General features: G+C 35.0%; 24 protein-coding genes. 4 read left to right on the top strand and 20 right to left on the bottom strand.

Going from position 1 to position 23,861, the window contains the following annotated elements; translation table 11 throughout:
- Positions 1 to 123 precede the first annotated feature (123 nt).
- From EXIGUO8A_RS11645 to EXIGUO8A_RS11630, 4 genes are all read left to right on the top strand, one after another.
- Positions 124 to 807, top strand: a complete 684-nt coding sequence (locus tag EXIGUO8A_RS11645; RefSeq protein ID WP_116770604.1) for a cell division ATP-binding protein FtsE — start codon at positions 124 to 126, stop codon at positions 805 to 807.
- 12 nt (positions 808 to 819) lie between these two features.
- Positions 820 to 1,311, top strand: coding sequence for an SRPBCC family protein (locus tag EXIGUO8A_RS11640; protein ID WP_159303255.1), 492 nt, complete (start codon positions 820 to 822; stop codon positions 1,309 to 1,311).
- A 478-nt stretch (positions 1,312 to 1,789) separates the two neighbouring features.
- Entirely contained in the window at positions 1,790 to 2,095 is a 306-nt protein-coding gene (locus EXIGUO8A_RS11635; RefSeq protein WP_159303254.1) for an antibiotic biosynthesis monooxygenase, read from the top strand.
- Positions 2,096 to 2,113: 18 nt separating this feature from the next.
- On the top strand, positions 2,114 to 4,744 hold the full coding sequence (locus EXIGUO8A_RS11630; protein ID WP_159303253.1) for an MGH1-like glycoside hydrolase domain-containing protein: 2,631 nt from the start codon (positions 2,114 to 2,116) through the stop codon (positions 4,742 to 4,744).
- Here EXIGUO8A_RS11630 and EXIGUO8A_RS11625 read toward each other — a convergent pair whose 3' ends face one another.
- From EXIGUO8A_RS11625 to EXIGUO8A_RS11530, 20 genes are all read right to left on the bottom strand, one after another.
- The gene (locus tag EXIGUO8A_RS11625) at positions 4,745 to 5,812 is read right to left on the bottom strand and encodes a mandelate racemase/muconate lactonizing enzyme family protein (RefSeq protein WP_159303252.1); all 1,068 of its coding nucleotides are present in this window, start codon (positions 5,810 to 5,812) and stop codon (positions 4,745 to 4,747) included. It lies immediately after the preceding gene.
- Positions 5,809 to 6,882 carry a DUF1611 domain-containing protein gene (locus EXIGUO8A_RS11620; protein WP_159303251.1) on the bottom strand — a complete coding sequence of 358 codons (1,074 nt, stop codon included), beginning with the start codon at positions 6,880 to 6,882 and terminating at the stop codon, positions 5,809 to 5,811. Before EXIGUO8A_RS11620 ends, EXIGUO8A_RS11625 begins: the two co-directional genes overlap by 4 nt.
- Before the next feature lie 7 nt (positions 6,883 to 6,889).
- A complete protein-coding gene (locus tag EXIGUO8A_RS11615; RefSeq protein WP_159303250.1) occupies positions 6,890 to 7,951 on the bottom strand; it encodes a pyridoxal-phosphate dependent enzyme in 1,062 nt (353 codons plus the stop codon).
- Positions 7,952 to 8,190: 239 nt separating this feature from the next.
- Positions 8,191 to 8,736 (bottom strand): cupin domain-containing protein, encoded by a 546-nt coding sequence (locus EXIGUO8A_RS11610; RefSeq protein WP_159303249.1) that lies wholly within the window; start codon positions 8,734 to 8,736, stop codon positions 8,191 to 8,193.
- Between the two features lie 74 nt (positions 8,737 to 8,810).
- Entirely contained in the window at positions 8,811 to 9,623 is an 813-nt protein-coding gene (locus tag EXIGUO8A_RS11605) for a helix-turn-helix domain-containing protein (protein WP_159303248.1), read from the bottom strand.
- Between the two features lie 83 nt (positions 9,624 to 9,706).
- Positions 9,707 to 12,334 carry an MGH1-like glycoside hydrolase domain-containing protein gene (locus tag EXIGUO8A_RS11600; RefSeq protein WP_159303247.1) on the bottom strand — a complete coding sequence of 876 codons (2,628 nt, stop codon included), beginning with the start codon at positions 12,332 to 12,334 and terminating at the stop codon, positions 9,707 to 9,709.
- Positions 12,335 to 12,645: 311 nt separating this feature from the next.
- A complete protein-coding gene (locus EXIGUO8A_RS11595) occupies positions 12,646 to 13,023 on the bottom strand; it encodes a VOC family protein (protein WP_116770595.1) in 378 nt (125 codons plus the stop codon).
- 7 nt (positions 13,024 to 13,030) lie between these two features.
- Positions 13,031 to 13,579, bottom strand: coding sequence for a GNAT family N-acetyltransferase (locus EXIGUO8A_RS11590; protein WP_159303246.1), 549 nt, complete (start codon positions 13,577 to 13,579; stop codon positions 13,031 to 13,033).
- Between the two features lie 140 nt (positions 13,580 to 13,719).
- The gene (locus tag EXIGUO8A_RS11585; RefSeq protein ID WP_159303245.1) at positions 13,720 to 15,999 is read right to left on the bottom strand and encodes an ATP-binding protein; all 2,280 of its coding nucleotides are present in this window, start codon (positions 15,997 to 15,999) and stop codon (positions 13,720 to 13,722) included.
- A 214-nt stretch (positions 16,000 to 16,213) separates the two neighbouring features.
- A complete protein-coding gene (locus tag EXIGUO8A_RS11580) occupies positions 16,214 to 16,747 on the bottom strand; it encodes a PaaI family thioesterase (RefSeq protein WP_159303244.1) in 534 nt (177 codons plus the stop codon).
- Positions 16,748 to 16,875: 128 nt separating this feature from the next.
- Positions 16,876 to 17,376: a hypothetical protein gene (locus tag EXIGUO8A_RS11575; RefSeq protein WP_159303243.1), complete on the bottom strand. Its 501-nt coding sequence runs from the start codon at positions 17,374 to 17,376 to the stop codon at positions 16,876 to 16,878.
- Between the two features lie 258 nt (positions 17,377 to 17,634).
- Positions 17,635 to 18,012, bottom strand: a complete 378-nt coding sequence (locus EXIGUO8A_RS11570; protein WP_159303242.1) for a DUF2200 family protein — start codon at positions 18,010 to 18,012, stop codon at positions 17,635 to 17,637.
- 62 nt (positions 18,013 to 18,074) lie between these two features.
- A complete protein-coding gene (locus EXIGUO8A_RS11565) occupies positions 18,075 to 18,977 on the bottom strand; it encodes a hypothetical protein (RefSeq protein ID WP_159303241.1) in 903 nt (300 codons plus the stop codon).
- A gap of 50 nt (positions 18,978 to 19,027) precedes the next feature.
- Positions 19,028 to 19,309 carry a hypothetical protein gene (locus EXIGUO8A_RS11560; RefSeq protein WP_116770588.1) on the bottom strand — a complete coding sequence of 94 codons (282 nt, stop codon included), beginning with the start codon at positions 19,307 to 19,309 and terminating at the stop codon, positions 19,028 to 19,030.
- Between the two features lie 37 nt (positions 19,310 to 19,346).
- A complete protein-coding gene (locus tag EXIGUO8A_RS11555) occupies positions 19,347 to 19,838 on the bottom strand; it encodes a hypothetical protein (protein ID WP_116770587.1) in 492 nt (163 codons plus the stop codon).
- 160 nt (positions 19,839 to 19,998) lie between these two features.
- Positions 19,999 to 20,832, bottom strand: a complete 834-nt coding sequence (locus EXIGUO8A_RS11550) for a hypothetical protein (protein ID WP_159303240.1) — start codon at positions 20,830 to 20,832, stop codon at positions 19,999 to 20,001.
- Between the two features lie 126 nt (positions 20,833 to 20,958).
- Positions 20,959 to 21,426, bottom strand: a complete 468-nt coding sequence (locus tag EXIGUO8A_RS11545; protein ID WP_159303239.1) for a GNAT family N-acetyltransferase — start codon at positions 21,424 to 21,426, stop codon at positions 20,959 to 20,961.
- 168 nt (positions 21,427 to 21,594) lie between these two features.
- A complete protein-coding gene (locus EXIGUO8A_RS11540) occupies positions 21,595 to 22,191 on the bottom strand; it encodes a GNAT family N-acetyltransferase (protein WP_159303238.1) in 597 nt (198 codons plus the stop codon).
- A gap of 89 nt (positions 22,192 to 22,280) precedes the next feature.
- Positions 22,281 to 22,793, bottom strand: coding sequence for a hypothetical protein (locus EXIGUO8A_RS11535; protein ID WP_159303237.1), 513 nt, complete (start codon positions 22,791 to 22,793; stop codon positions 22,281 to 22,283).
- A 217-nt stretch (positions 22,794 to 23,010) separates the two neighbouring features.
- Positions 23,011 to 23,757, bottom strand: coding sequence for a CPBP family intramembrane glutamic endopeptidase (locus EXIGUO8A_RS11530; protein WP_159303236.1), 747 nt, complete (start codon positions 23,755 to 23,757; stop codon positions 23,011 to 23,013).
- Positions 23,758 to 23,861 lie beyond the last annotated feature (104 nt).

The following is a 23,861-nucleotide window of genomic DNA, read 5'->3' as shown; positions in this document are numbered from 1 at the left end:
CACATGTGATAACGGCAAAAATTGTACCTAAGTATGTACATTACCCATACAAAAGAAAAGAATTTGAATAAGGGTTCTCTAATATCAAATGGAACTTATTACTTTTATATCAACATTTGCGTTATGGAAGAGATTGTTTTAGAACTTAAAGATGCTGCTATTTTTCAAAAAGAGAGCTTGGTACTAAGTGAAGTGAGTTTAAAGATCGCTAAAGGTGAATTTGTTTACCTGATAGGTAAGACCGGTAGCGGTAAAAGTAGCTTCATGAAAACCTTGTATGGCGATTTACCACTTCAAAAAGGAGAAGGCCATATCGTGGAGTTCGATCTTAAGACGCTAAAAGAAAAGGATATTCCCTTTTTACGCAGAAAGTTGGGTATTGTTTTTCAAGATTTTAAACTATTGCCAGACCGTAATATCAACCAGAATATGTTCTTTGTTTTGAAAGCGACCGGTTGGACGGATAAAGCCGAGATGGATGCAAGAGTAGCCAACGTTCTTGAAAAGGTAGGCATGAAAACAAAGGGTTTTAAATTTCCTCATGAGCTTTCTGGTGGTGAGCAACAACGTATTGCTATAGCAAGAGCATTATTAAACGATCCTGAGCTTATCATTGCCGATGAGCCAACCGGAAACCTAGATCCACAAACTAGTGTAGAGGTGATGAAGGTTTTACAGGAAATCAACAAATCTGGCAGAACCATTTTAATGGCCACCCACGATTATGCATTGATATTAAAATTCCCGTCGAAAACAATTAAGTGCGACGCCAATAAGGTATTTGAGGTAGTGCAGAGAGCGGTGTAGACATATTCATATATGCCAAGGATTATTCTTAAAACCAAAATCAACGCAAAAAAGGAAATTGTCTTTGACCTTTCTCGAAGTATTGACCTGCACAAAATTTCTACGGAACATACCAACGAAGAGGCAATTGCTGGCGTAACTAGCGGATTAATAGGTTTAAACGAATGGGTTACTTGGCGGGCAAAACATTTTGGCGTTCATCAATACCTTACCACCAAAATAACGGCCTATGAATACCCAAATTCTTTTACCGATGTAATGGTAAATGGAGCTTTCAAAAATTTTAAACACCAACATGTTTTTGAGAATTACCAAAATGGTACGTTGATGACAGACTATTTTGATTACATCTCTCCTATGGGGTTTTTGGGTAAAATTGCGGATGGATTATTTCTAAAAAAATACATGACTAATTTTCTAAAAAAACGAAACTCCACCATTAAATCTTTTGCGGAATCTGAAAAGTACAAATTGATAATTTTGATACAAGATGAAAAAAATTGAATTAGATATAACTCCTTTAGCTATTTCCACTATCCTCATAATGATTTCAATAGCCATTACTTTATTTAGTAACTACATTTTAAGTTTAGAACATTATATAGGCATGTTTTGCTTATCTATTTCTATATTTTTATATTTTACTAAAAGAAAATTATATTATGTTTTTTTTGGTTTATCATTACTTGCTGGTCTTATAGGTTATCTAGATTTCTATTATGTTAATTATAAATTTGGTTTTGGAATTATTAGTTTCAACCCCATATTCCTATTATTAATAATCCTTTTATTCATATTCGCATATTATATAGCTGATAAGCGAGATTCAACAAGGAACAATAGATAAGGTATTTTCATATGATTAATAATTGGTATTTAATCCACGAATAAATTACACCGACATCAATATCTATAATTAAGATTGAGTGATTTACTCAAACGGATTTTTGGTCAACCTTAATTTGATGTAAAAAAAAGATAAATGATCGCACGAATTTGGGAAGGAAGAACAAAAGTAGAACACCTCAACGAGTATGAGGAATTTATGAAGGTTCGTGCTATACCTGACTATAGTAGCACAGACGGTTTTATAAAACTAATGTTCTTAAAAAATACAGATAATCAATTTGCCTATTTCAAACTTATCACCGTTTGGGAGAATTTAGAAGTCATTAAAAATTTTGCTGGCGAAGATTATGAAATAGCAAAATACTATCCTGAAGACAAAAACTATCTTATTGATTTCCCTGAAAAAGTAACACACTTTGAAATCTTTGCTGATCAATAAAACATAGTACAATACCTTATGAAAAACCCTGAAAAAATCCGCTTATCCCAACAACAAAAAGAAGAAAAAGACTGGTTAAAATGGGGACCGTATTTAAGTGAACGTCAATGGGGAACGGTACGTGAAGATTATAGTGCCGGTGGCGATGCTTGGAACTATTTTCCGCATGACCATGCTAGAAGTCGTGCTTTTCGGTGGGGAGAAGATGGTATTGCAGGTATAACCGATCGCTACTGTAATATGTGTTTCAGCATCGGTTTATGGAATGGTAAAGACCCTATTATAAAAGAGCGTCTTTTCGGGTTAACGGGTCCGCAAGGTAATCATGGAGAAGATGTAAAAGAACTGTATTACTACCTTGAGAATACTCCGTCTCATTCGTACATGAAGTATTTGTACAAATATTCGCAAAAAGCATACCCGTACAACCAACTTATTGAAGAGAACCAAAAACGGAATAGAAAAGAACTAGAATACGAACTTTTAGATACCGGAATTTTTGACGACAACACCTATTTTGATGTCAGTACCGAATATGCAAAGGGAGACGAAACCGATATCCTCATAAAAATTACCATTACCAACAGAAGCAACCAAGCAGCGCCCATAACACTATTACCACAAATGGTAATGCGTAATCATTGGTCGTTCAAAGAAATGTCGAGAAAACCCGTTATTTCTAAAAAGGGATTAAAATCCAATCCGTTCGTGAAGATCGACCACCCTTATGTGGGCAAATATAATCTCTATTTTCAAAAAGCGGCACATTTATTTTTTACCGAAAACGAAACCAACAGAGAGAAGTTATATCAAGATAAAAACGACCATCCGTATAAAAAAGATGTGTTCAATGATGCGGTCTGTACCAACGATTTTAGTTTGGCTACCAAAAATAGTTCTGGTACTAAATTTGCTCCGCTGTATCAAGAGATAATATCTGGGGGCGAATCAAAAACGTTTCAACTTCGTCTGACCGAAGAAACACTTGAATCTCCATTTTCAGATTTCGATTCCATTTTCGAAGCGCGACAAAAAGAGTGCGAACTCTTCTACAACAACATTGCCCCCAAAGCCAGCGAAGACCAAAAGAACATTTTAAAACAAGCCTTTGCAGGGTTACTGTGGACAAAACAGTATTATAATTACGAAGTGGAAAGATGGCTAGAAGGGGATTCTAAAACCACACCACCACCTCAACAGCGTAAAAATGGCAGAAATAGCACATGGAAAACTTTGCGTAACCACGATGTGCTTTCCATGCCTGATGCTTGGGAATACCCTTGGTATGCGGCATGGGACTCCGCCTTTCATTGTGCATCGTTCGCCTCTATTGATCCTGAATTTGCCAAAGAACAACTCTTGTTGTTCACGAAAGAATGGTACATGTCGCCCAACGGACAAATACCTGCCTACGAATGGAATTTTAGTGATGTAAACCCACCGGTACAGGCTTGGGCAACTTTACAAATCTATAGTACGGATAAGAAAATTACGGGTGAACCAGATATTAAGTTTCTAAAACGTATGTTCAACAAACTATCGTTGAACTTCAACTGGTGGGTAAATCGTTTGGACAGAAATGACAACAATGTTTTTCAAGGCGGATTCTTGGGCTTGGATAATATTGGAGTTTTTGACCGTAGCCATGGTGTGCCAGGTGGCGGGTTTTTAGATCAAGTTGACGGTACCGCTTGGATGGCACTATACAGTTTGAATATGTTAGAGATGAGCCTGCGCATAGCCGAGCACGATGATTCTTATGAAGACATGGCGACCAAATACTTTGGGCATTTTGTGTTCATCGCGGAAGCATTAAACAAGATGGATACCGACAAGGCAAATGTTTGGGATGATATTGAAGGCTTTTTCTACGACCGACTGACCTTACCTGACGGACAATCGACAACCATTAAAATAAGATCAATTGCCGGTATGTTATCTCTCGCAGCTGTACTTACTATTAAAAAAAGTGTATTGGACAAGTTCCCTAGGTTTAAGGCCAGTATACTTTGGTTTCAAAAATATCGTGCGGAAAACTTAAAGTATGAGGTAATTCAGCAATACGAGGCTGATGGCGACCTGCTACTTTCACTTGTTCCAAAAGATCGCATGCAAAAATTGGTAACTACCTTACTAGATGAAAATGAGTTTTTGAGCGAATATGGTATTAGATCCTTATCTAAAATACACGAGAAAGCTTATCAGATAAAAATTGCCGGGGTAGAATACAGCATCGATTATGAACCTGCAGAATCTACCGTTCCATTATTCGGTGGAAATTCTAATTGGCGCGGACCTATTTGGATGCCTATGAACTATCTTTTTATTCAAGCATTACGTGAATATCAATGGTATAGCGGAAACGACTTTTTGTTCGAATACCCCACAGGCAGCAACAAGCTATTGAACCTGAAACAAGTGAGCGATGAATTGAGCAAACGCCTGATCCACATGTTCGAGAAAGATGAAAAAGGCAATAGGGCAATCAACAAGAACTACGAAAAATATTACCAAGACCCTCATTTTAAGGACTTGATATTATTCTACGAATATTTTCACGGAGAAAACGGTCGTGGTCTGGGAGCATCGCACCAAACAGGTTGGACAGCAATGGTTGCCAACCTTATTGAGCAGCTAGAGCAAGATTAATTAGAATTTCGACTCAGAAAAACCTAATCCGTGTTTTTCGGTCGGATATAAAATTCCTTTTTCCAATTTAAAAATGGAATGATAGGGATCATCAATTATATCTAAATGTCCGTCTAAATCGGCATACTTTATATTTGGTCTGGACAGGGCAAAATGGAGTCCCGCTGCAATGCCCAATCCGCATTCATCTATACACCCCACCATAGCGTCCAATTTGGCTGCCTTGGCTACCGAGTTGATATGCATACCAGCCCAAATACCACCAACCTTTTGTAGTTTTATGTTCACCATATCCACGCGTTCATTTTGTGCCAAACGAAATGCATCGGTCAATGTTTTTAGGCTTTCATCTGCCATTATGGGTACATCTACCTGATTCATTACCTCGCCCAATCGTTCTTCAGCCTCAACTATGGTAGGTTGTTCAAAAATTTCAACCCCAATAGCCGCTGTAGCTTTGACAAAGGCAATAGATTCTTTTACCGAATAGCCCTGGTTACCATCAAACCGTAATTCAATATTCGGGTACTTTTCGTGGATCATTCGCATTTTAGCTATATCCTCTTCAAGGTAAGAACCGCCTTTAACTTTTAAAATGCCAAAACCTTGTTTTACAAATTCACTAGCTTGAGCCAAGGTCTCGTCTACACCCATAATACCAATGGTAATACTGGTAGCAATTTGATTGCGATAACCACCCAAAAACTTGTATAAAGGCACCTCGGCTTTTTTAGACATAATATCGAACAACGCCAAATCTACCATTGCCAAAGCAGACGATCTTTTGCCCAATAACACTTTCAATTCCAATAAAAGCAATGCATAAGTAAAAGGGTCTTTACCGAGTAAATAGGGAATGATGGTGTTTTTAATCGCGTCGGTAACATCATTTGGTGATTCATTGGTAACCACTGGATCGGGTGCAGCACAACCGTAACCCACAATTTTACCATCGGTTTCAAGCTTTAAAATGAAGTTACTGGTACGGTCAATGGTTTCATAGGCAATCGTATACGGATCAGACAATTTTAGGTCTAAACGCTCAAAAGAAATATGGGTTATTTTCATTTTACTTTCGTCATTAAAAGCGCAATTAAATCGTCTGCACCATACTCCAACACATCAAAAGCTGGCAATTTTGTTTCAAGGGTGATGGCCTTACAAACATCTAGAATTTCGCTTTTTTCCATTCCTTCATGATTCACCGTAATCGCAATAACCTCTTTACCCGAAATTACTTGAATGGCATGTATCTGCTCTTCTAACGAATGCATTTTATATCCTGGGAACCCATCATACTCCAATCGTTTTGGTGCGTGTTGCAGAATAACGTAATCGGGTCTACCTGCGGCTAGAATTTCAAATCCGCCAGGGTATGCAGGGTTCATTAAACTCCCCTGCCCTTCAATTACAATAACATCTGGATCTTCATTGTTATAGGCACTAACAACGGCATGTTCTATTTCACCAGAGACGAAATCGTTGATACAGCTATCCATTACCATGCTATATTTTGCTCCCTGCATCCAACCGGTTTGTCCCGTTCCGATCATTTCCGCCTTTTTACCCGCTTTACGAAATGCATGTACCAATATCCAAGCAGTTGTACGTTTCCCCAATGCGGAGTCCGTACCCAAAACAGCCAACTTTAAACAATCAACTTTCTCAATATCACCTGTAAAAAAATGTAGTTGATCACGGTCTGGTGTCTTTCTTATATCTCTAATTTTTACATTTTTTTCTTTTGCCAATGCCACAAGTTCAGGGTCATTGGTCAAGAAATCGTGCAAACCACTATCAATGTTCCAACCTTTTAGCAATGCATTTTTAATAGTTGCCTTTGCCACTTGTGGTAGTCTACCACCATCTGGCGCAAGACCTATCACCAAATAACTTGGCAAGTTCTCGTTAGCTGCAAGAGCTATAATCGCAGCTTCCAGATCTTTAAAAACCGGAATTCCGTTAGGTCTACCATCCAAAACATCACCGGCATCACTACCTGCATATTTTGCATCTAAAACACCTACAACCTCATACCGTTCGGTAAAGCGAACCAGCCCATGTGCCGTTTTACCGTTAGGAGTATTAAATGCTCCTTCACAATACACCAATGCCTTACCATCAATAACTTTTTTCATCTATTTTTTAATTTTTTGCAGTGAGCACCGCCACAAACCGATCAGGCTCAAAATTCATTTTTTCGTCCAATTCTAAAAGTCCGATCAAACCCGCCGTTGAAGCAGGTAAAATTCGGAATCCTTCCTTTTTATGTAAAAGAGAAGTCATCTCTTTCAATTTTTTATCACTAATATTAAAAGCTTCGCCCTCAGATTTTTGTAAGGCATACAGCGCCTCTTCCCCATCAAAACTGTGCCAATTGATTAATGGTTCGTTGTATTTTGTTTCTTTAATTGCTGCTGGATTCAAATCTTTACAATGATCTAAATTTTGTAAAAACGATTCAACAATGGGGTTTTTACGAGAAGAAGAAGCCGCAATCATTTTAGGAATTCGTGATGTTTTTCCTCTTTTATACAGATTTACAAATCCCCTGTAAATACCGGCAAACAATGTTCCGTTTGAAACCGGAACGGCACAATATTTAGGTGCATCCCCTAAATCCTCAAAGATTTCTTGTGCAATTTGCGCATAGGCTGAAATTTGTAGTGGCGTATTGGCACCACCTGGGTTGGCATCATACCAGCCATGTTCCTCCGCTAAACGAGAACTTGCCGTCACTACATCTTCGTAACTACCGGGAATACGAATAATCTCCGCTCCCAAGGTTTGCATCTCTACAGCACGATCAGTATGATAACTTTCGGGAATATAAATTTTACAGGCAACACCTGCCAAATCTGATGCCAATGCCATGGCAACACCATAATTGCCGCAAGTAGCCAAACTCACCACTTCAAATTCGCGACGGAGTGCGTCATACAACTGAGCAAATGCAATACGATCTTTCTGGGTACCGGTAGGGTTATCACCTTCATATTTTAGGTAGAGCTGGCGAACATCAAACTCACGTTCCAAAGTTTTTGCTCTATGCAGACCGGTATCTCCTACTTCTAAACTTATGATATCCTCAAAACACTCTAAACGGTCCACTAAAGATTTGCTTTTATCTTTAACCATATCGCTGAGTCTACGCGCCTCTGTCGACACTTTATTCTCAGCAGTTTTAACACCGTCTTTAAGATTCATAAGTCCATATAAATTCCATTTTTAAGATACAGTTATTTAATTGAAGTTAGGCATAAATTTTTAACCCATTTGCTCATAAAAAGAGACGCATAGGTAGTATAAAATTAGAATTGATTTTAAAAATTAACACAAAATCAAATGTGATTTTTGCAGCAAGCTATTTACGGCAGTTGCCGATGACAAGTCAAATTAAAAATTAACATTTACGTTGCAGTTGCTGACGTACAAACGAATAAGAATTAAACAAATGTAATGCCTTGTTTTGCACAAATTTGAGCTACTTTTTCAAAATCTGGCGGTCCGGCAGGTAACTCAGATAATTCTTGAAACATAAATTCAATACCCGCAGGTAGTGCAGAAGTTATCATTTTAGCTTTTTCGGTTCCTACCACCTGCCAAGTATGGGGCACACCTTTCGGTGCAAAAGCAATATCCCCGGCTTTTAAAACCGTGCTTTCACCGTCGATAGTAATTTCCACTTCACCTTCAACCACCCTAAAAATTTCATCTTCCTTAGTATGAACATGGGGTGGAATACCAACACCTGGTTCTACATTATCTACCCATTCAAAAATCTGATTATTGGTTTCGTCTCCCATTAATTTATGGGTCTGGATATCCCCTATAACATTGAATACCTCACCGTCTGCATCACGCATGATCTTAGGATCGTTGCTATTTGTAGAAACAACTTCATCATCCTGCTTTTTGCAGAAAATGAGTCCGGAAAATAAAGCGTAACTAATACCTGCTCCTGATTTTTTTATAAAACTTTGTCTATCCATGATTATATTTTTATACCAAATTAGGTATAAACCATAGTCGTAAAAATGTGAAAATCACGGTATAAACCTTGAATTTAAGAACCTACCGATCTTCTCAACAAAGAAGGCTTGGTGCCCGTCTGTGTTTTAAAGAAATAGCTGAAATAATCTGGTGTAGAAAAACCAAGTTCATAGCTAATTTCCTTAATCGTTTTATTTGAAAATTTTAATGCGTGTCGCGAACGAATCAACAACTGTTCTATAATGATACTTTTTGAACTCACATTAAGCACCTCTTGCACACATTCATTCAAATATTTTGTGGATATATTAAGGCGTGAAGCGTAGAACCCTACCTCATGAGAATCTTCAATATTCTGATCTACCAGTTGCTTAAAGGAATACACAATGTTTGCTTTTGTGTGGTTCTTTTCAATAATCGACTTAATGTTGCATTGACCATCGCAATACACAAAAAAGGTATTCAATAAAGATATAAGGGCATCTTCCTTATGGTTTAAATGCGAACCCAATAGCTCATCGATCATTTCTAGAATGGCTTGGGTACGTTTCTCTATACCGGGACTCAATTTAAACAAGGGCACCGTGCCCGAATTGAACAGGCGAACTTTATTGATATGCAACTTACTTAATAAGGGGTGACTTAATACCTCTTGAGACAACTGTAACAGATACCCCGTATTTGGAGCTCCTTCTTTAACATACAACTTCCACTGCATCTTATTATCAAGAAAAAAAATGGAGTTTGAAATATTGGCATAAAGAACACCATCTATCTCTATACCTTTAATTTCATCTTTGATCCAGCAGACGGTATAGTCAGCATCATTAGTAGTATGGGGAACATTTTTGATTATTTTCGATATGTGGATAGTATCGTTTTTCATCAGAAAATGTTATTTAATTAAAAAAGGCTATGTAAAAACACATAGCCAATTATCTAATATACAATATTTTAAATGAAGTAAAACTAGGAATGCTGTTCTAATTCCATTATTAGGTTTGCAATTAGGGCCGTCCACCCCGTTTGGTGCGATGCGCCCAACCCTTTACCGGAGTCACCATCAAAAAACTCGTAAAAGAAATGTTCGTTCTTAAAGTGTTCATTATTGGTGAATACATGATTGGCATCTTCTGAGTGATATACAAACTTACCATCTTCATTAGGCTCGAACAGTTTGATCAATCTTTTGGAAATCTCATTTGCAATCTCGTTCAAGTTCATTTTTACGCCCGATCCCGTTGGAAATTCATAAACATATTGATCACCATAATACGAGTAGTATTTTCGTAAAGATTGAACAATCATATAGTTAAGTGGTAACCAAATTGGTCCACGCCAGTTAGAATTTCCTCCAAACATGTTAGATCTGCTTTCACCTGGTTCATATTGAATTTGGTGATGCCCATTATGTTGAAAAACATAGGGGTGCTCTTCGTGATATTTTGAAAGTGAGCGAATACCGTAATCGGACAAGAACTCTTTTTCATCTAATAATCTACAGAGTAATTTCTCTAATCTAAACCCTCGCATGATGGAGAACAGGTAGTTACCATCAGAGTTGAACTCTTCAATATTAGAAATCAAAGAGGCCAAATCTGGTCTGGTTCTTACAATTTCTGCAGCCCTAACTTTAAAATGCTTTAGCTCGTCGAACAAATCTTTGTGTATGATCTCTACAGCGAACATGGGTATAATACCTACTAAAGACCTTACTTTTAAACGATCTGTTCTACCGTCGGACATTTCTACTACATCGTAATAAAAATTATCCTCATCATCCCAAAGGGAAATATCCTTTTGACCAATGTGGTGCATTGCCCAGGCGATATTCAAAAAGTGTCTAAAAAATTTGGCAACACTATCTTCATAGTTTGGGTTCATTGACGCCAATTCTAAAGACATACGCAACATGTTCAAAGTAAACATGGCCATCCAACTGGTAGCATCTGCCTGTTGCATACGTGTAATACCTTCTGGCATGTGGTTACGATCAAATACCCCAATGTTATCCAACCCTAGGAATCCGCCTTCAAAAAGGTTGGTTCCGCTTTTATCCTTTTGGTTTACCCACCAAGTAAAATTGACCAATAATTTTTGATAAGCTTTTTCCAGAAAATTGGTATCGCCTTTACCCGTTCGTTTTTTATCTTTTTCATACACGGTCCAAACGGCCCAAGAATGTACTGGCGGATTTACATCGCTAAAATTCCATTCATAGGCAGGTATTTGTCCGTTAGGGTGCATATAACTTTCCTTAAGAACCAATAGCAATTGTTCCTTAGCAAAGTATGGGTCTATTTCTACAAACGATGCCATGTGAAAAGCAAGATCCCAAGCGGCATACCATGGGTACTCCCATTTATCGGGCATGGAAATTACATGTCTATTGGTAAGATGTTCCCAACGCGTATTACGGGTATCTGTTCTATAGGGTTTGGGTTCTCCCGGACCACCAAAAAGCCATTTATATACATCATAGTAATAAAACTGCTTGGTCCATAATAATCCTGAAAATGCTTTTCTGGCAATTTCTTGTTGCCCTACCGGTAGTTCTTTTTTTAAGATATCACCATAGAATTCTTCGCACTCCTTAATTCTTTTATCAAAGATAGCATCATAACTTCCCCAAGGGTCTTCAAGCTTTTTCTTACTTAAACGTACTTTTATGGTCTTTTCTTCACCCGATTTTAAACGCATTTTGTGCCATACGGCAAACTTAGATCCTTTTTTATCGGGGTTGACCGTTTCTTTACCTTCAACTACATGGTTGTTTATTCCGTCCTTTACATAAGCGACCTCATTGGGCACATTGTAAATACGTTCATTATTGGTCTCGTTCTCACAAAAAAGTTGCTCACCTTCTTCATGATAAAAGTAATATCGACCGTTTCTTGTACTACGTGATTGTACGGCGTTATTGGAAATAGCTTTCATTTCGGGCCGCTCGAACCTACGGTTATGCTTCCAAAAATTACGAAACCATAAATGTGGCAGTACATGAATAGTTGCTGCCCTTGGTCCTCTATTGATTACGGTGACCTTCATTAAAATATCGCCAACATCTTCTTTGGCATATTCGATAAAGCAATCAAAATATGTATTGTTCGCAAATGCCTTTGTATCTAAAATCTCAAATTCAGATTGCTCTCTATTTCTATGTTTGTTTTTACGTACAAGCTCTGCGTACGGAAATTTTTTATGTGGATATTTATATAAGTATTTGGCGTAAGAGTGGGTTGGCGTAGAAACCTGATGAAAATAAAGTTCCTTTACATCTTCCCCGTGGTTACCCTCATCATTGGTAAGTCCGAATAAACGCTCCTTTAAAATAGGGTCTTTTCCGTTCCAGAAAGCGGGTGCCAAACATAGAATTTCTCTAGAATCGCAAAAACCACCAATACCTTCTTCTCCCCATCTATAGGCATTACTACGGGCTTTATCATGACCAACAAAACTCCATGCATGCCCTTGCGGACTATAATCTTCCCTTACGGTACCCCATTGACGTTCAGCTAAATAAGGACCCCACCTTTTCCAATTTTTATAATTGTCCGCTACGGCTAATCTTTGTTCCTCGGCGTTCTTATAATTCATAGGGTTTTTTTCTATTTTACTATTTTTCTAATTCTTTGGATATAAATTAAATAGTTGAATTGGGTTCTAAAATACTACTTGTTATATCATTTGAATGATTAACGTAGACATCAAATGAATAGTATTGTTCAATCTTTACAATTAAGGTCAAATAGATAGCAACTTGTTAAAAACAACTTGTATATACTATTATCTTCATAATCGAACTTCGTAAATCTGAATTTACATTTATAACTCTTTGTTACGAATTTAAATATAAGTGTTACTATGTTGGTCTTATTGGAATATTCCAAGTCCATCCAACTCAAAACCTACTTGATTCGCCATGGCGGGTTTAATCTATTTTCACCTCCATAGAATAATATAAGTTGATTACCATCAAGATCTTTTAACCTTGCTTCTCTCCATAACCATCGTTCATCGGTAGGTTCCTTTTCAAATTGTATGCCTTTCTCCTTTAGCGTTGCTACATGTTCATCTAAATCTTGGCACTCAAAATAAATATATACGCCATCTCCCTTAGGTAATTTTTCGGTGAGATGAATAGAGAAGGTGGAATTCCCATCCGGACATTCAAATCTTGCATAATTGGGCAGTGATTTTACTATTAATTTCAATCCTAATTTTTCATAAAAAAGAATTGCATTGGCAACATTTCGTGATGGAACGGTAACTTGATTTAAATTCATACTAGTTTCAATATCGTTTATCGCTTTCTAAAATGGCATATTCAAAACTGTCTGACCAACCTGTTTTTAAAGGTAAAATCTGCCTTTTAACCCCTTCCTTGATAATACCCGATTTTTCCAAAACTTTTACAGACCTTATATTATCAACGGCACAACCAGCCTCAATTCTGTGGAGTTTAAGCGTGTTAAAACCATAATTCAATACTGCTTTTACTGCTTCGGTAGCATAGCCGTTACCCCACTCGTCTTTATGAAGCTTATACCAAATTTCAGCTCGTTTATATTTTTGTGCACCCAGCCGTAGACCGAATAACCCCATAAACCCACCAGTTTTTTGATGCAGAATGGCAAAAGTGTAATTGCTTACTTCTTTTTGATTATTCGCAGTTACCCAAGGTGTTATAACACTTTGGGTCTCATCTAAATCTTTAGGTATACCAAGTGCATTGAATTCATCGGTTTCGGGCAAGATATGAAGCCGATGTATTTCGTTTAAATCATTAAGGGTAATTGGTCGTAATGTTAACCTTTGGGTTTGTATTACCAGTTTTTCCATAGCATTACCATATTCTAGTATATTTTTAAAAATACCATTTAATTTGGAGCTTTAAATAAACTTGAGAAATACCTATCAAAGAGTTACCACAACTAGGATCGAGAATAATTTCTTAATGCGAGTGAGATGAATGTTCTTAATTAGCTAGTAAAATCTACCGGTAGGTAAACAATAAAAGTGGCACCTTCTTCTTTTTTACTAATGGCATGTATATAGCCGTTATGCTTCTCAACTATTTTTTTACAGATTGAAAGTCCGATTCCCGTACCAGAATATTCATTCTTAGAATGCAGCCTTTGAAAAACCTCAAAAATATTACTTGCAAATTCCGAATCAAAACCAATACCATTATCCGTTATCGATATCTTATAATAGTACTCTGAATTCTTAACGAAATTCTCAGAAATTGCATGACTTTTTATTTTCTCCGAAACAATTGTAATTACAGGCGCAACATCCTTTTTACTGTACTTGATGGAGTTGCTGATCAAGTTGATAAACAATTGTTCTATTTTAAACGGAATACCATGAATTATCGGTAGCTTTTTATAGGTAATAACAGTTTTAGTGTCTTTTACCAATTGAGAAAGTTCTTCTTCTACCTTGCCAATTGTAAGGTTTAAATCTATCTGCTCAAAATTAGAATTTATCTTATCTATTCTTGAGTACGACAGTAAATTTTGGATCAACTCCCTCATTCTAAAGGTGGCAGACTTAATTTTATTAAAGTAAGCAGAACCCGAATTAGGCATGCTATTATCTCCATCATCCTCTATTCGAGAAATGAACATTTGAATTTTTCTCAGCGGTTCTTGAAGATCATGGCTCGCTACCCTATTAAAAGATTCAAGTTCTTCATTACTTAGTTGAAGCTTTTCATAACTTTCAATAAGTTCCCTATCTTTTTCTACCCTGCTTGTAATATCTTGAACAATACCTACCGAAACCGGTCGGTTATCAATCTCTATATTTCTTCCTTTTAAATCTAAATGTCTAACCCCTTTCTTTTTATTGTAAATTCTATAGGTAAAACTGGTTGATTTATCCTTTTCTACCGTGGTAGTTCCCAGAGACTCAAATATGGAGATATCATCTGCGTGTACATACTTCTTGTAAGCATCAAAAGTAACCTCGAAACTATTGGGCTTTACCCCAAGAATTCTATAAAAGTTATCTGAAACCGTAGCGCTACCATCATCAAGATACCATATAAAGCTACCTACCCCGGCAACATGTTCAGCTTCTTTAAAAATGGTGTTTTGAAGGCTTAGATCTTCATTGAGCTTTTGCAGATTCTTTTCGGCCTCTTTAACCTTAGTGGTGTCCCATGCCGTATTGGTAATACCGTTGGCTGATTTTACAATGGTGTTGAATATATATTTGTTTTGACCTTCAAAAGTGTAGATACTCTCATGTTCTTGGGTTTTGCCACTTACAAAACACTCTTTCATGATTTCAAAAAGTCCGTTCTCCAATACCATTGGATATGTCTCTAAAAGTGAGCCACCGATAATATCTTCTTGTTCTTCGCCGGTAACCTTCTCAATGGCGTCTGAGGTATATTTAAATTGAAAATCAATAACATTTTGTTCAGAATCAAGAATGGGTTCAAAATGACTTATCACATTATTTGAACTCTTATATACCCCTTTTAAAAACTCTTCCGTCTCCTGCAGTTTTTTATTCTGAATAAAAACCTGACTATTTACTTCTTCTATTTCCCCCTTTTGTTTGTAGATGCTAATAAAACCTATTAAGAAAATAATCAAAGCCGTAAGTGCCACCAATAGCGATGACATGGGCGTTAAAAATGATTGAGAAGTGTATTCTTCCTTACGGGCCACCATTAAATAATTCTCTTCGGATAGCATTCTCTCCTTAAGAATCTGAGATTCCTCTACAATTTTAGAGATTCTACCAATACGCTGATACCTTTTACTTGCCAAATTGATTACCACACTATCCTTAGCTTCTAAACTATCTATGACAGCAACACTATCTGCGGACTCGACCGTATCTACCTCGCTACTAATTTTATCACGCAATTGCTCCAAGACCTTTACTCGCTCTTGTTGGGCTTGGTTATCTGAAGTTAGCAGCTTTAACCTCTCTAAAGTCTGTTCCATTTCTGAAACTACAATGCCACTTAAGTTACTACTATCCTCTTTTAAAAGTACCTTTAGTTGTATAGACTCCAGCTCTTGAAATTTAGCTGAAAGCTCTACAATAGTACGCTGCACCTCTAATGTATGCGCAACCATATCTCCGGTTTCATGAAGTCTATTTACCTGCTTGTAACCTACGCTCACGGTATACAATAGAAGCCCTATTGCCAAAATTAACAGTACAACATATGTTTTTGCGGAAGCGATCAGGGCTTTCAACTTCATCATGGTCTCTTTTGAGAATAAGGTTGTCATTTTTAGCATCAGTTTAAAAGGGGGTATTACCGACCATTAAAATTTCAATCAATGAATATACCTCATTTTAACACTAGAAAACCAAATTAATCCTGAAAAATTCAAATGATTTTTAACTCAAAAAATTTTTGAGCAGTCAATAAAAGTTAAGTTGAGATTGTTGTTTATGATGGGTATGAATTTAACACACATTGCACCGACATTACAACTTAAACTACTCCTTTTTAGATTTAGCTTTTTTTCGTTTCGCCTTATAAAACTCTTTATCGGCTACATAAATTGTTTTGTGTACCTCGCAGAAAACCTGAGTCTTTTCTATATTGGTAAGATGGGTGGTTTTCAAAATCTCCCATTCTTTGTGTTCGGCTACCTTCGTCTTTATTTCTTCGAGCTCGTTCTTCGAAAAAATAAATTCCGCATACAAATCTTCCCTTGCCGGTCTTTTGAATTTTATTTCGGCAGATTTATCCCACACAACATAATCACTACCGATTAAATTCATTAATTGCACCATAGGTATAGGATCAACCGCCGCAAACATACTACCACCGAATATAGAATTTACGTAATTCTTGTTTTTCCAGCTGATCGGTAGCTTTATTGTAATATTCAATAGGTCGTCTGAAACGTCGGTGATTTTCGCCGTACTTCTTTTATACATTGGCGATAGGTTGAAACCATACTTAAAGAGCTTACTTTGTGGAAAGAACTTAGAACTAATTTGAGAAATTTTCTGGTAAACCGACATGCCTATTATTTTAAGACAAATCTATTAAACTTAAATAAGTTTCATTCTTGATCTCACCAATATATAGCAAGTACATCTAAAATACATTACAAATTTGTGTGCTGTAAAAAATAGCCTACAGATGTGTGTTACAGTAAGGTAAACTTCATTCTGTCCATTAACCGCCACGTATCTTGAATTTTATAGGACTTCTTTAAAATTATCAGAAATTTTTTGTCATTGCTAGCACATACCAACGTAATGTTCGCTCTTTCTATGTCTAATTTAGCATGTGGATTAGGTTCAAATTCCGCTTTTTCCAAAACTATATTTTCCCACGCTACACCAAAAGAACTTCCTCTTTCTATGATTTCCTTAAAGTTCTTGGTAGCGCTTGTCTTGAAAACTTCAATTATTTCATCAGCTTCCGGAATGCTCTCATCTGGATGCGATTCCTTGATCTTTGGGATGAGATAATCTATTTCTTCTTTTGTAGCTAAACTTTTTAAAAGTACATTTTCGTCCTGCTCTTTAAATGCTTTAAATACCGTGGTTACAATATGGGTATTCTTTATATTTTCTTGTGTATGACCAGACTGAAAAACAAGCAGAAAAACTACAATAAATAAGAGCTGAACGGGACTTTTCATGGATTGGTATATTTTATTCCGCATCAAAAAAAATGCGCTATTGATGGGTGAAAATAACTAAACATCCAAGTAATAAATGCATTAACTTCATTAAAATTATGAGCAACGTTTATCATTTTTAGACCTTAAGATGTAGTCCGATTATCTTATGTAGTGAAGATTAATTCTTTAAAGGTTGTATCTTCTTTTTGGAGTAAAAATTAGCTGCATCTTCAGCCAAGTTCTAAAAAGAATTTTTACATACATTTGAAGCTGGAATTATTTCTTTTCTACTCGTAAAATCTTCTCCATTTTACGACCTTTCGCCAATTCATCAATAAGCTTTTCCATTTGCCTACAGCGTTTGTATACTTCAAACTCCTCCTCTATTTCTTCAATGCGATAACCACAAACAACACCTTTGACCAAATATTCATTGGGGTGAATTTTAGCTTTTTCAAAAAACGTTCTAAACGTTACCTTTTCATCAATAAGAGCCTGTAATGTATCTTCATCAAAACCGGTAAACCATTCTAACACCTGGTTGAGTTCTTCTTTTGTTCGCCCATTTTTCTCTAATCTGTTTAAGTATAGCGGATAAATAGAGGCAAATATCATATTTGCAACCTTTTCATTTTTCTCTGGTGTTACCTTCATTCTCTTATGCAATTCATGTTACTATTATCTTTTATAATTCTGTATTTCCTAAAGTTAGGTTCTTATTTGTAGTATTCCATTTCATAAATGTAAACTGTGGTAATCGTTGCTACAGAGCCCACTTCATTAATAGTTTTCATATTCACATTTTTTTTACTGTTATACTTATAAATTATAGACTTTATTTCTTTTCCTTTCTCAGAAAAATGATGTTCCTCCAGTAAAGCGTTTTTGTAGGTCATAGATTGCCTACTTTCTAGAACATTTTTTATATAAACCTTTATTTCTATACAATTATTAGAACTATCATAAGCGTAACGTTCCTCAAATCCCACCTCATCATTTGTAATTGTATTGGAATGCTTCATCTTTTGCAATAAACCATCTACATAGGTATACGTAATAGTGTTACCATAATTTTTACCATCTTCGTTATAACAGCTTTCTGTCATTGTTGTTAATTGGTTATTTTGGTTATAAACAAAGTTTTTCTCGCAGAATGTACCAAATAAATTATTGTTATTTTTTGAGTAAACAACGTTGTTATTTTTATCTATTTTTACAATAGATGATTCCACCAATTCATCATCTTCAAAACTTTTGCTTTCTATTTCATTTTCCTTATAAAAATAATTTGTAAAGGTAGTATAGCCGTTTGGTCCAATTATTTTTTCAGTTTCCGTGTTTAATTTATCATTAATATAATTGTATTCCGTAACACTATGTATATTTCCGTAAGAATAGACGGTTTCTTTTATTAAAAAACCATTTACATTAAACTCCTTCTCGGTATCTAAAATGAGAGAGTCTTTATTAGTGCTGATTTGGGTGAACTCTTTTACACTTTTTACTTTTCCCGTTAAGTTTAATTTTTCCAAATCGGTTTTATTATTTTCCCTCATTTTAGTTTGTTGTGCGTTACAAATTGATGTCGCAAAAAATATATACAGAAATAGTCTTTTCATATCTAGATAATCTTATACTTAAGTTTGCCTTATGTACATTTCAATATTACTTAAGAATTAAAATAGTAAGCGAATACCGCAATATTTAAGATTGTTAAAAAAGTACTTACTACCCACGTCCATTCAAATTTAAGAGTGGTGTATAGGTTTATTGAAGTTAATATACAAGTATACAATGCTAGTAGACCTGCCAATGCCAGTAGACCTATACCAACATCCATTAAATAATCTGATTTTGACTGCCATATAAAATAGCTTAGTTTAACAAATATAATTAGGCCACCAGATAAGGTCAATAGAAAATAAAGAATCAATAGTTTTTTTGAACTCATAAATACAGTTTAAAATCTTCTGTCACGAAGAACGATTTTACTTAACATAAAATGGATTTTCAATGTCTTCATCATTACATTCCATTTTTAAAATCCAACGACCATATTTTGAGAACTCTATATAAATTACATCACCCACATTTACTTTTTCAAAATCTTTTTTCAACAGACCATATTTATCAAAATCCGGGTTCTGTTCAAATTCTATTTCATAATGATGGAAGTTATCCATATTTCTTCTTTTATATTTTACTTTTAATTCGGTAGAAACTTTAATTTTCGCCTCTAAATCTCTCTCTGTTGGGCTTTTATAAAAGAAACGGAAGTATGGTATAAATGAAATAACAAAAAAGAGACAAGCTAAAAATTCAATAAATCCAAACCCTGGCTGTTTCAATAATCCTATAGCAATAACACCTAAAACTATGTTAGCAATAAACCATGCCACATTAGATTTTTTGCTTTTTGAGCGAATAATTTTCAAGTCATCTTCCGTAAGTGGAGCTTCGTATTTTTTAAACTGATTCAAATTTTAATAAAATGATTTGTAAAAGTTTGGCTTAAAAAACATTAGTGAAAATTGCACTTAATTCCTTTCATTTTCAAAGAGAAATCTACTTGTAGTTATGTTTTCTACAATCCAAAATAATTCAATATAAAATTGTAATCATCTCTGCTCGAAAGTAGTATTATTCATAATAGGTATATTCACGCTCAGAAACAAAGACTACCTCCCCATTATTATATTTGGTTTTTTTTATCCAGTTGCCTTCATTATCGTATTCATAGGTAAAAGTAAAATGTTCTTTATATTTATCTAGATCATTTGCAATAGCATATTCAAGATTTGCTTTATCATCTCCAAATTTTAGAAAGTTAATCTCCTCTATCCTATTATTTCTATCATCATATTTATAAGTTGACCTAAATTTTAATCTTTCATCTGGCGCAAACATTTTAATCAATATTTTATTTCCATTTTCGTCATAGTCAAAAATAGCTCTTTCCACTAGTAGATCATCTGTATTGTAGAGTGTTTCCTCAATGACTTTACCTTTTTCATTATACTTATAATTAGTTCTTTTATAAACCTTACCTCTGTGGTGTACTATAAATTCAGTCTGATTTCCATTCTCATCATACTTATACATCCACTTTCCCTGGCTATATGAACTAGACCATTTGGTTGTAACAAGATTTCCTTCTTCATCATATTCAAAAATTCTTTCTGCTAATGGACCAGAACCATGGTCAGTTAAACTATAGACTAGTCTCTGAACCATGCTCCCTTTGTTATCATATTTAAAAATGGTTTTATCCTGAAGTCTATAATCCCTTTTTTCTATAGCATATCCTTTCTTATTATACTCATTAAAAAACAGTTTCTTTTCTGTTGTACCCTTTAGTTTGTTTACATTAGAACTTACTTCTTCAAAGGTTTTAACTTTACCTTTTAAATTATCTTGAGCCCAACTATTCTCAAGAATTTTATTCGAAAAACTGTTACATGATATCATTATCATTGAAAGAAATATAGCCAACAATTTTAACTTCATACTTATAATTTATTGAGGTACTAAAAAAGAATTTAAATCAAGATCTGATTTTACCAAATCTTATGACCTGCATTTATCTAGTAAACATTAAAATCAACGTTTAGTATTAGTTTTTATTTTCGAATACACATTCGGGTCATGCTTTTCCATATAAAATTCAGGATTAGATATCTCGGTAAAACCGTACTTTTTATATAGCCATTCTGCAGTATTGGTCAATAAGATCCAACGTCTTAATCCTTGTAAATTAGGGTGCTCCATTATTTCATTTATCAGCCATTTACTTAACCCCTTTCCTCTATATTCCTTTAGAATATAAACATCTCCTAAATAGGCAATAGTAGCAAAGTCTGAAATAATTCTGGCAAAACCAATTTGTTTCTTTTCGTGATAAAGCCCAAAATTTAAGGAGTTTTCAATAGAAGTTTTTAAAGTATGAATTGGAATTCCGTAAGCCCAATCTGTTTCGTTTGATAGAAATTTGTGGATGCTTAAAACATCTAATTTATCCTTATCAGTTGAAATGACAAACTCATTTCTTTGTGTTTCTAAAGTCTTCAAATCAATTATATTAAATAATGTATAAAGGGGTTAGTATAAGTATAATTACAGATTTTCAAATACTTACTTTTCGCTTACATACAAAACATTTTTATATACTTACTTTCATTTCTGCGATTAAACTACACTTTTTTACCATGCTGTAACTCGCTTTACAGTTCTACCATTTTAGCTTGTACTAAATTCAGAAAAGTTTTTAGATTTTAGAGATTCCCAATCCTCCTTTATGATACTGAAATAAACATCATTTCTACTTTCCCCATTTGGAGCGATGTAATTATTTCTAAAAAGCCCTTCTTTTCGTGCACCAAGCTTTTCGATAGCTTTTTGAGATCTTATATTCTCTTCATCTGCGCTAAACTGTATGCGTCGAAATCCGATCTTTTCAAAACCGAATTTTAATAATTCAAACTTACAGGCTTTATTTAGTCCGGTTCCTTGAAACTCCTTTCCGTACCAAGTCCAGCCAATTTCGCATTTTTGACTTCCTCGATTCAAATAGCCATATCTAGTACTCCCTGCAATTCGGTTATTTACTTTATCAATAATGATGAAGGGATAACAAATACCATTGGCTTTATCTTCAATGGTCTTTGAAACATAATTGAATTCCATTTCGTTTCGCATGTGCATGCCCATATACTTCCAAATCTCATTTTCGAAAATTATTTCTTTGAGTTCTTGGTTCCTTTTATTCTCAAAGGGGAGAAGTAAAACTCTTTCGTTTTCTAATTGAATTTTTGTGTTCAGAATTTCGAAACCCATTTATTTTTGGTTAGTTGGTATATTATATGCACCACTTTTTAGCCCTACTTTCTTGCAGATATGTAGGCACTGTTGTGTTAGCAAAAATTTTATTCATTCTCCATAAAATCAGTCACCACAGCACTTTTTTCAGATTCCATTTCGCAAGTCCAACTATCGATCCACCATCTTCCGTTTTCATAATGAAGCTGAACACTATTCAGTCCCCTAATATCAGATTCCGTATTTGGGTCAGTTCGTATTTCAAATGCACTCCAAACTTGTGCAATATTTCCGTATTTGCTAACCTTTCTTTTAAGTTCCTTTTCGAAAAAATCTCCTTTCGGTGATAATCCTATTGGTATGTATTCCGCTTCAAGAGTATGTGATTCTGCATTTCCATTTTCATCCAGTCTTGTGATTACAGCATTTTCTGAATGAATATATTTATCTCTTTCAAATTCCCATGGCTCATTACTTAATCCTGATACAACATCATAATATGCATTAATTATTGCAGCTATAGATTTTACATCTTTCGCATATTTATCTTGGCCAGTTTGCCCGAAAATAGAATTACAAGCAAAAATTATGCTTAATGCTATTAGTATTTTTTTGGTCATTTTGCTTGGTTTTAATTTTTGCTACCGATTCGGCTTTGGTTATTATTTTAATAAAAAGCGATTAGCCAAAGCTTTTTATTTGTTTGTATCTTTCTCTTATTCAAAAACCTTAATTCCCTATAGCTATGAAGATTTGCGACTTTATAAATATACTAAGACCTTTCGGTTTTACCCTAGAGTTCTCATTCGGTTTGGCATAGTTGTGTGCAGTTACTATTTAACCTAATTGATAGAAAATGCAATAAATCATGCCTAAATTAAATGCTGAATGACAAAGAATCGCTCCTAAAATCGAATGAGATTTTTTTCTACATCGGTAGAACAATATACTAACGAAAAACATACTTATCACCCAAATTATAGTAGGCAGCATCAAGAATTGCCATTTTTTGTTCATAAAAATTAGTCCGAAATGAGAAATGTGGACAAGTGCAAATACCGCACTATCAATAATCGATGCCTTGTTGTCCCCAACAGAATTGGCAAAACTTGAATGTACAATTCCACGAAAAAAGAGTTCTTCTCCAATGGGACTAAATATCATTCCGGTCAGTGCCATAATGCCAAACATTATTAGCTTACTTTGCTGGTCAATTTCATTTGGAATGTTATAGGATTCACCAATATAATAGTACCAATTTTCATAAGATTTCCCATAAAATATTTCTCCTAAGAAGTAGAGTAAAATGCTAAATACGAATCCAATTACGAAGGCTATAATTAGCCAACGATAATTAGTTGGCTTTATAATCCCAATTTTTCTTCTACCCAACTTGCTTAAAAACACAAATGGTAAAATCGCAGAAATGACCATGATTAGTCCTATGTAGCCGTAGTTCGCTGTTTCGTTGGCGTTCAGAACCAAAATAAAGCGTGGAATACATAGTATTAGAATAAGAAAAAGTCCAAATTTCCAATCAAATTTGAAAACCTTACTCCAAAAAGGTTTTAATTCGTTTTCCATAATTTGGTATAAATACTCGGTTTTTGATAGTTACTCAATTTGTGCATCACTTAGTGCATGATTAGTTTTACTTTTTACACAGAAAATATCTACTTGACTATAAA

It is taken from the genome of Maribacter litoralis (genome assembly GCF_902506355.1).
GTDB lineage: Bacteria > Bacteroidota > Bacteroidia > Flavobacteriales > Flavobacteriaceae > Maribacter > Maribacter litoralis.
Note: the sequence above shows the minus strand (reverse complement) of the source record. Positions and strands in the feature narration are given on the sequence as shown.

Excerpts from the sequence above, each read along its gene's own strand:
- EXIGUO8A_RS11620 (WP_159303251.1), bottom strand. The coding sequence starts at position 6,882 with ATGAAAAAAGTTATTGATGGTAAGGCATTGGTGTATTGTGAAGGAGCA.
- EXIGUO8A_RS11590 (WP_159303246.1), bottom strand. The coding sequence starts at position 13,579 with ATGGAAAAACTGGTAATACAAACCCAAAGGTTAACATTACGACCAATT.
- EXIGUO8A_RS11560 (WP_116770588.1), bottom strand. The coding sequence starts at position 19,309 with ATGAGTTCAAAAAAACTATTGATTCTTTATTTTCTATTGACCTTATCT.
- EXIGUO8A_RS11630 (WP_159303253.1), top strand. The coding sequence starts at position 2,114 with ATGAAAAACCCTGAAAAAATCCGCTTATCCCAACAACAAAAAGAAGAA.
- EXIGUO8A_RS11575 (WP_159303243.1), bottom strand. The coding sequence starts at position 17,376 with ATGAAAAGTCCCGTTCAGCTCTTATTTATTGTAGTTTTTCTGCTTGTT.
- EXIGUO8A_RS11645 (WP_116770604.1), top strand. The coding sequence starts at position 124 with ATGGAAGAGATTGTTTTAGAACTTAAAGATGCTGCTATTTTTCAAAAA.
- EXIGUO8A_RS11640 (WP_159303255.1), top strand. The coding sequence starts at position 820 with ATGCCAAGGATTATTCTTAAAACCAAAATCAACGCAAAAAAGGAAATT.
- EXIGUO8A_RS11570 (WP_159303242.1), bottom strand. The coding sequence starts at position 18,012 with ATGAAGGTAACACCAGAGAAAAATGAAAAGGTTGCAAATATGATATTT.
- EXIGUO8A_RS11595 (WP_116770595.1), bottom strand. The coding sequence starts at position 13,023 with ATGAATTTAAATCAAGTTACCGTTCCATCACGAAATGTTGCCAATGCA.
- EXIGUO8A_RS11580 (WP_159303244.1), bottom strand. The coding sequence starts at position 16,747 with ATGTCGGTTTACCAGAAAATTTCTCAAATTAGTTCTAAGTTCTTTCCA.
- EXIGUO8A_RS11535 (WP_159303237.1), bottom strand. The coding sequence starts at position 22,793 with ATGACCAAAAAAATACTAATAGCATTAAGCATAATTTTTGCTTGTAAT.
- EXIGUO8A_RS11610 (WP_159303249.1), bottom strand. The coding sequence starts at position 8,736 with ATGGATAGACAAAGTTTTATAAAAAAATCAGGAGCAGGTATTAGTTAC.
- EXIGUO8A_RS11565 (WP_159303241.1), bottom strand. The coding sequence starts at position 18,977 with ATGAAAAGACTATTTCTGTATATATTTTTTGCGACATCAATTTGTAAC.
- EXIGUO8A_RS11615 (WP_159303250.1), bottom strand. The coding sequence starts at position 7,951 with ATGAATCTTAAAGACGGTGTTAAAACTGCTGAGAATAAAGTGTCGACA.
- EXIGUO8A_RS11540 (WP_159303238.1), bottom strand. The coding sequence starts at position 22,191 with ATGGGTTTCGAAATTCTGAACACAAAAATTCAATTAGAAAACGAAAGA.
- EXIGUO8A_RS11550 (WP_159303240.1), bottom strand. The coding sequence starts at position 20,832 with ATGATAATGATATCATGTAACAGTTTTTCGAATAAAATTCTTGAGAAT.
- EXIGUO8A_RS11600 (WP_159303247.1), bottom strand. The coding sequence starts at position 12,334 with ATGAATTATAAGAACGCCGAGGAACAAAGATTAGCCGTAGCGGACAAT.
- EXIGUO8A_RS11530 (WP_159303236.1), bottom strand. The coding sequence starts at position 23,757 with ATGGAAAACGAATTAAAACCTTTTTGGAGTAAGGTTTTCAAATTTGAT.
- EXIGUO8A_RS11605 (WP_159303248.1), bottom strand. The coding sequence starts at position 9,623 with ATGAAAAACGATACTATCCACATATCGAAAATAATCAAAAATGTTCCC.
- EXIGUO8A_RS11625 (WP_159303252.1), bottom strand. The coding sequence starts at position 5,812 with ATGAAAATAACCCATATTTCTTTTGAGCGTTTAGACCTAAAATTGTCT.
- EXIGUO8A_RS11635 (WP_159303254.1), top strand. The coding sequence starts at position 1,790 with ATGATCGCACGAATTTGGGAAGGAAGAACAAAAGTAGAACACCTCAAC.
- EXIGUO8A_RS11585 (WP_159303245.1), bottom strand. The coding sequence starts at position 15,999 with ATGACAACCTTATTCTCAAAAGAGACCATGATGAAGTTGAAAGCCCTG.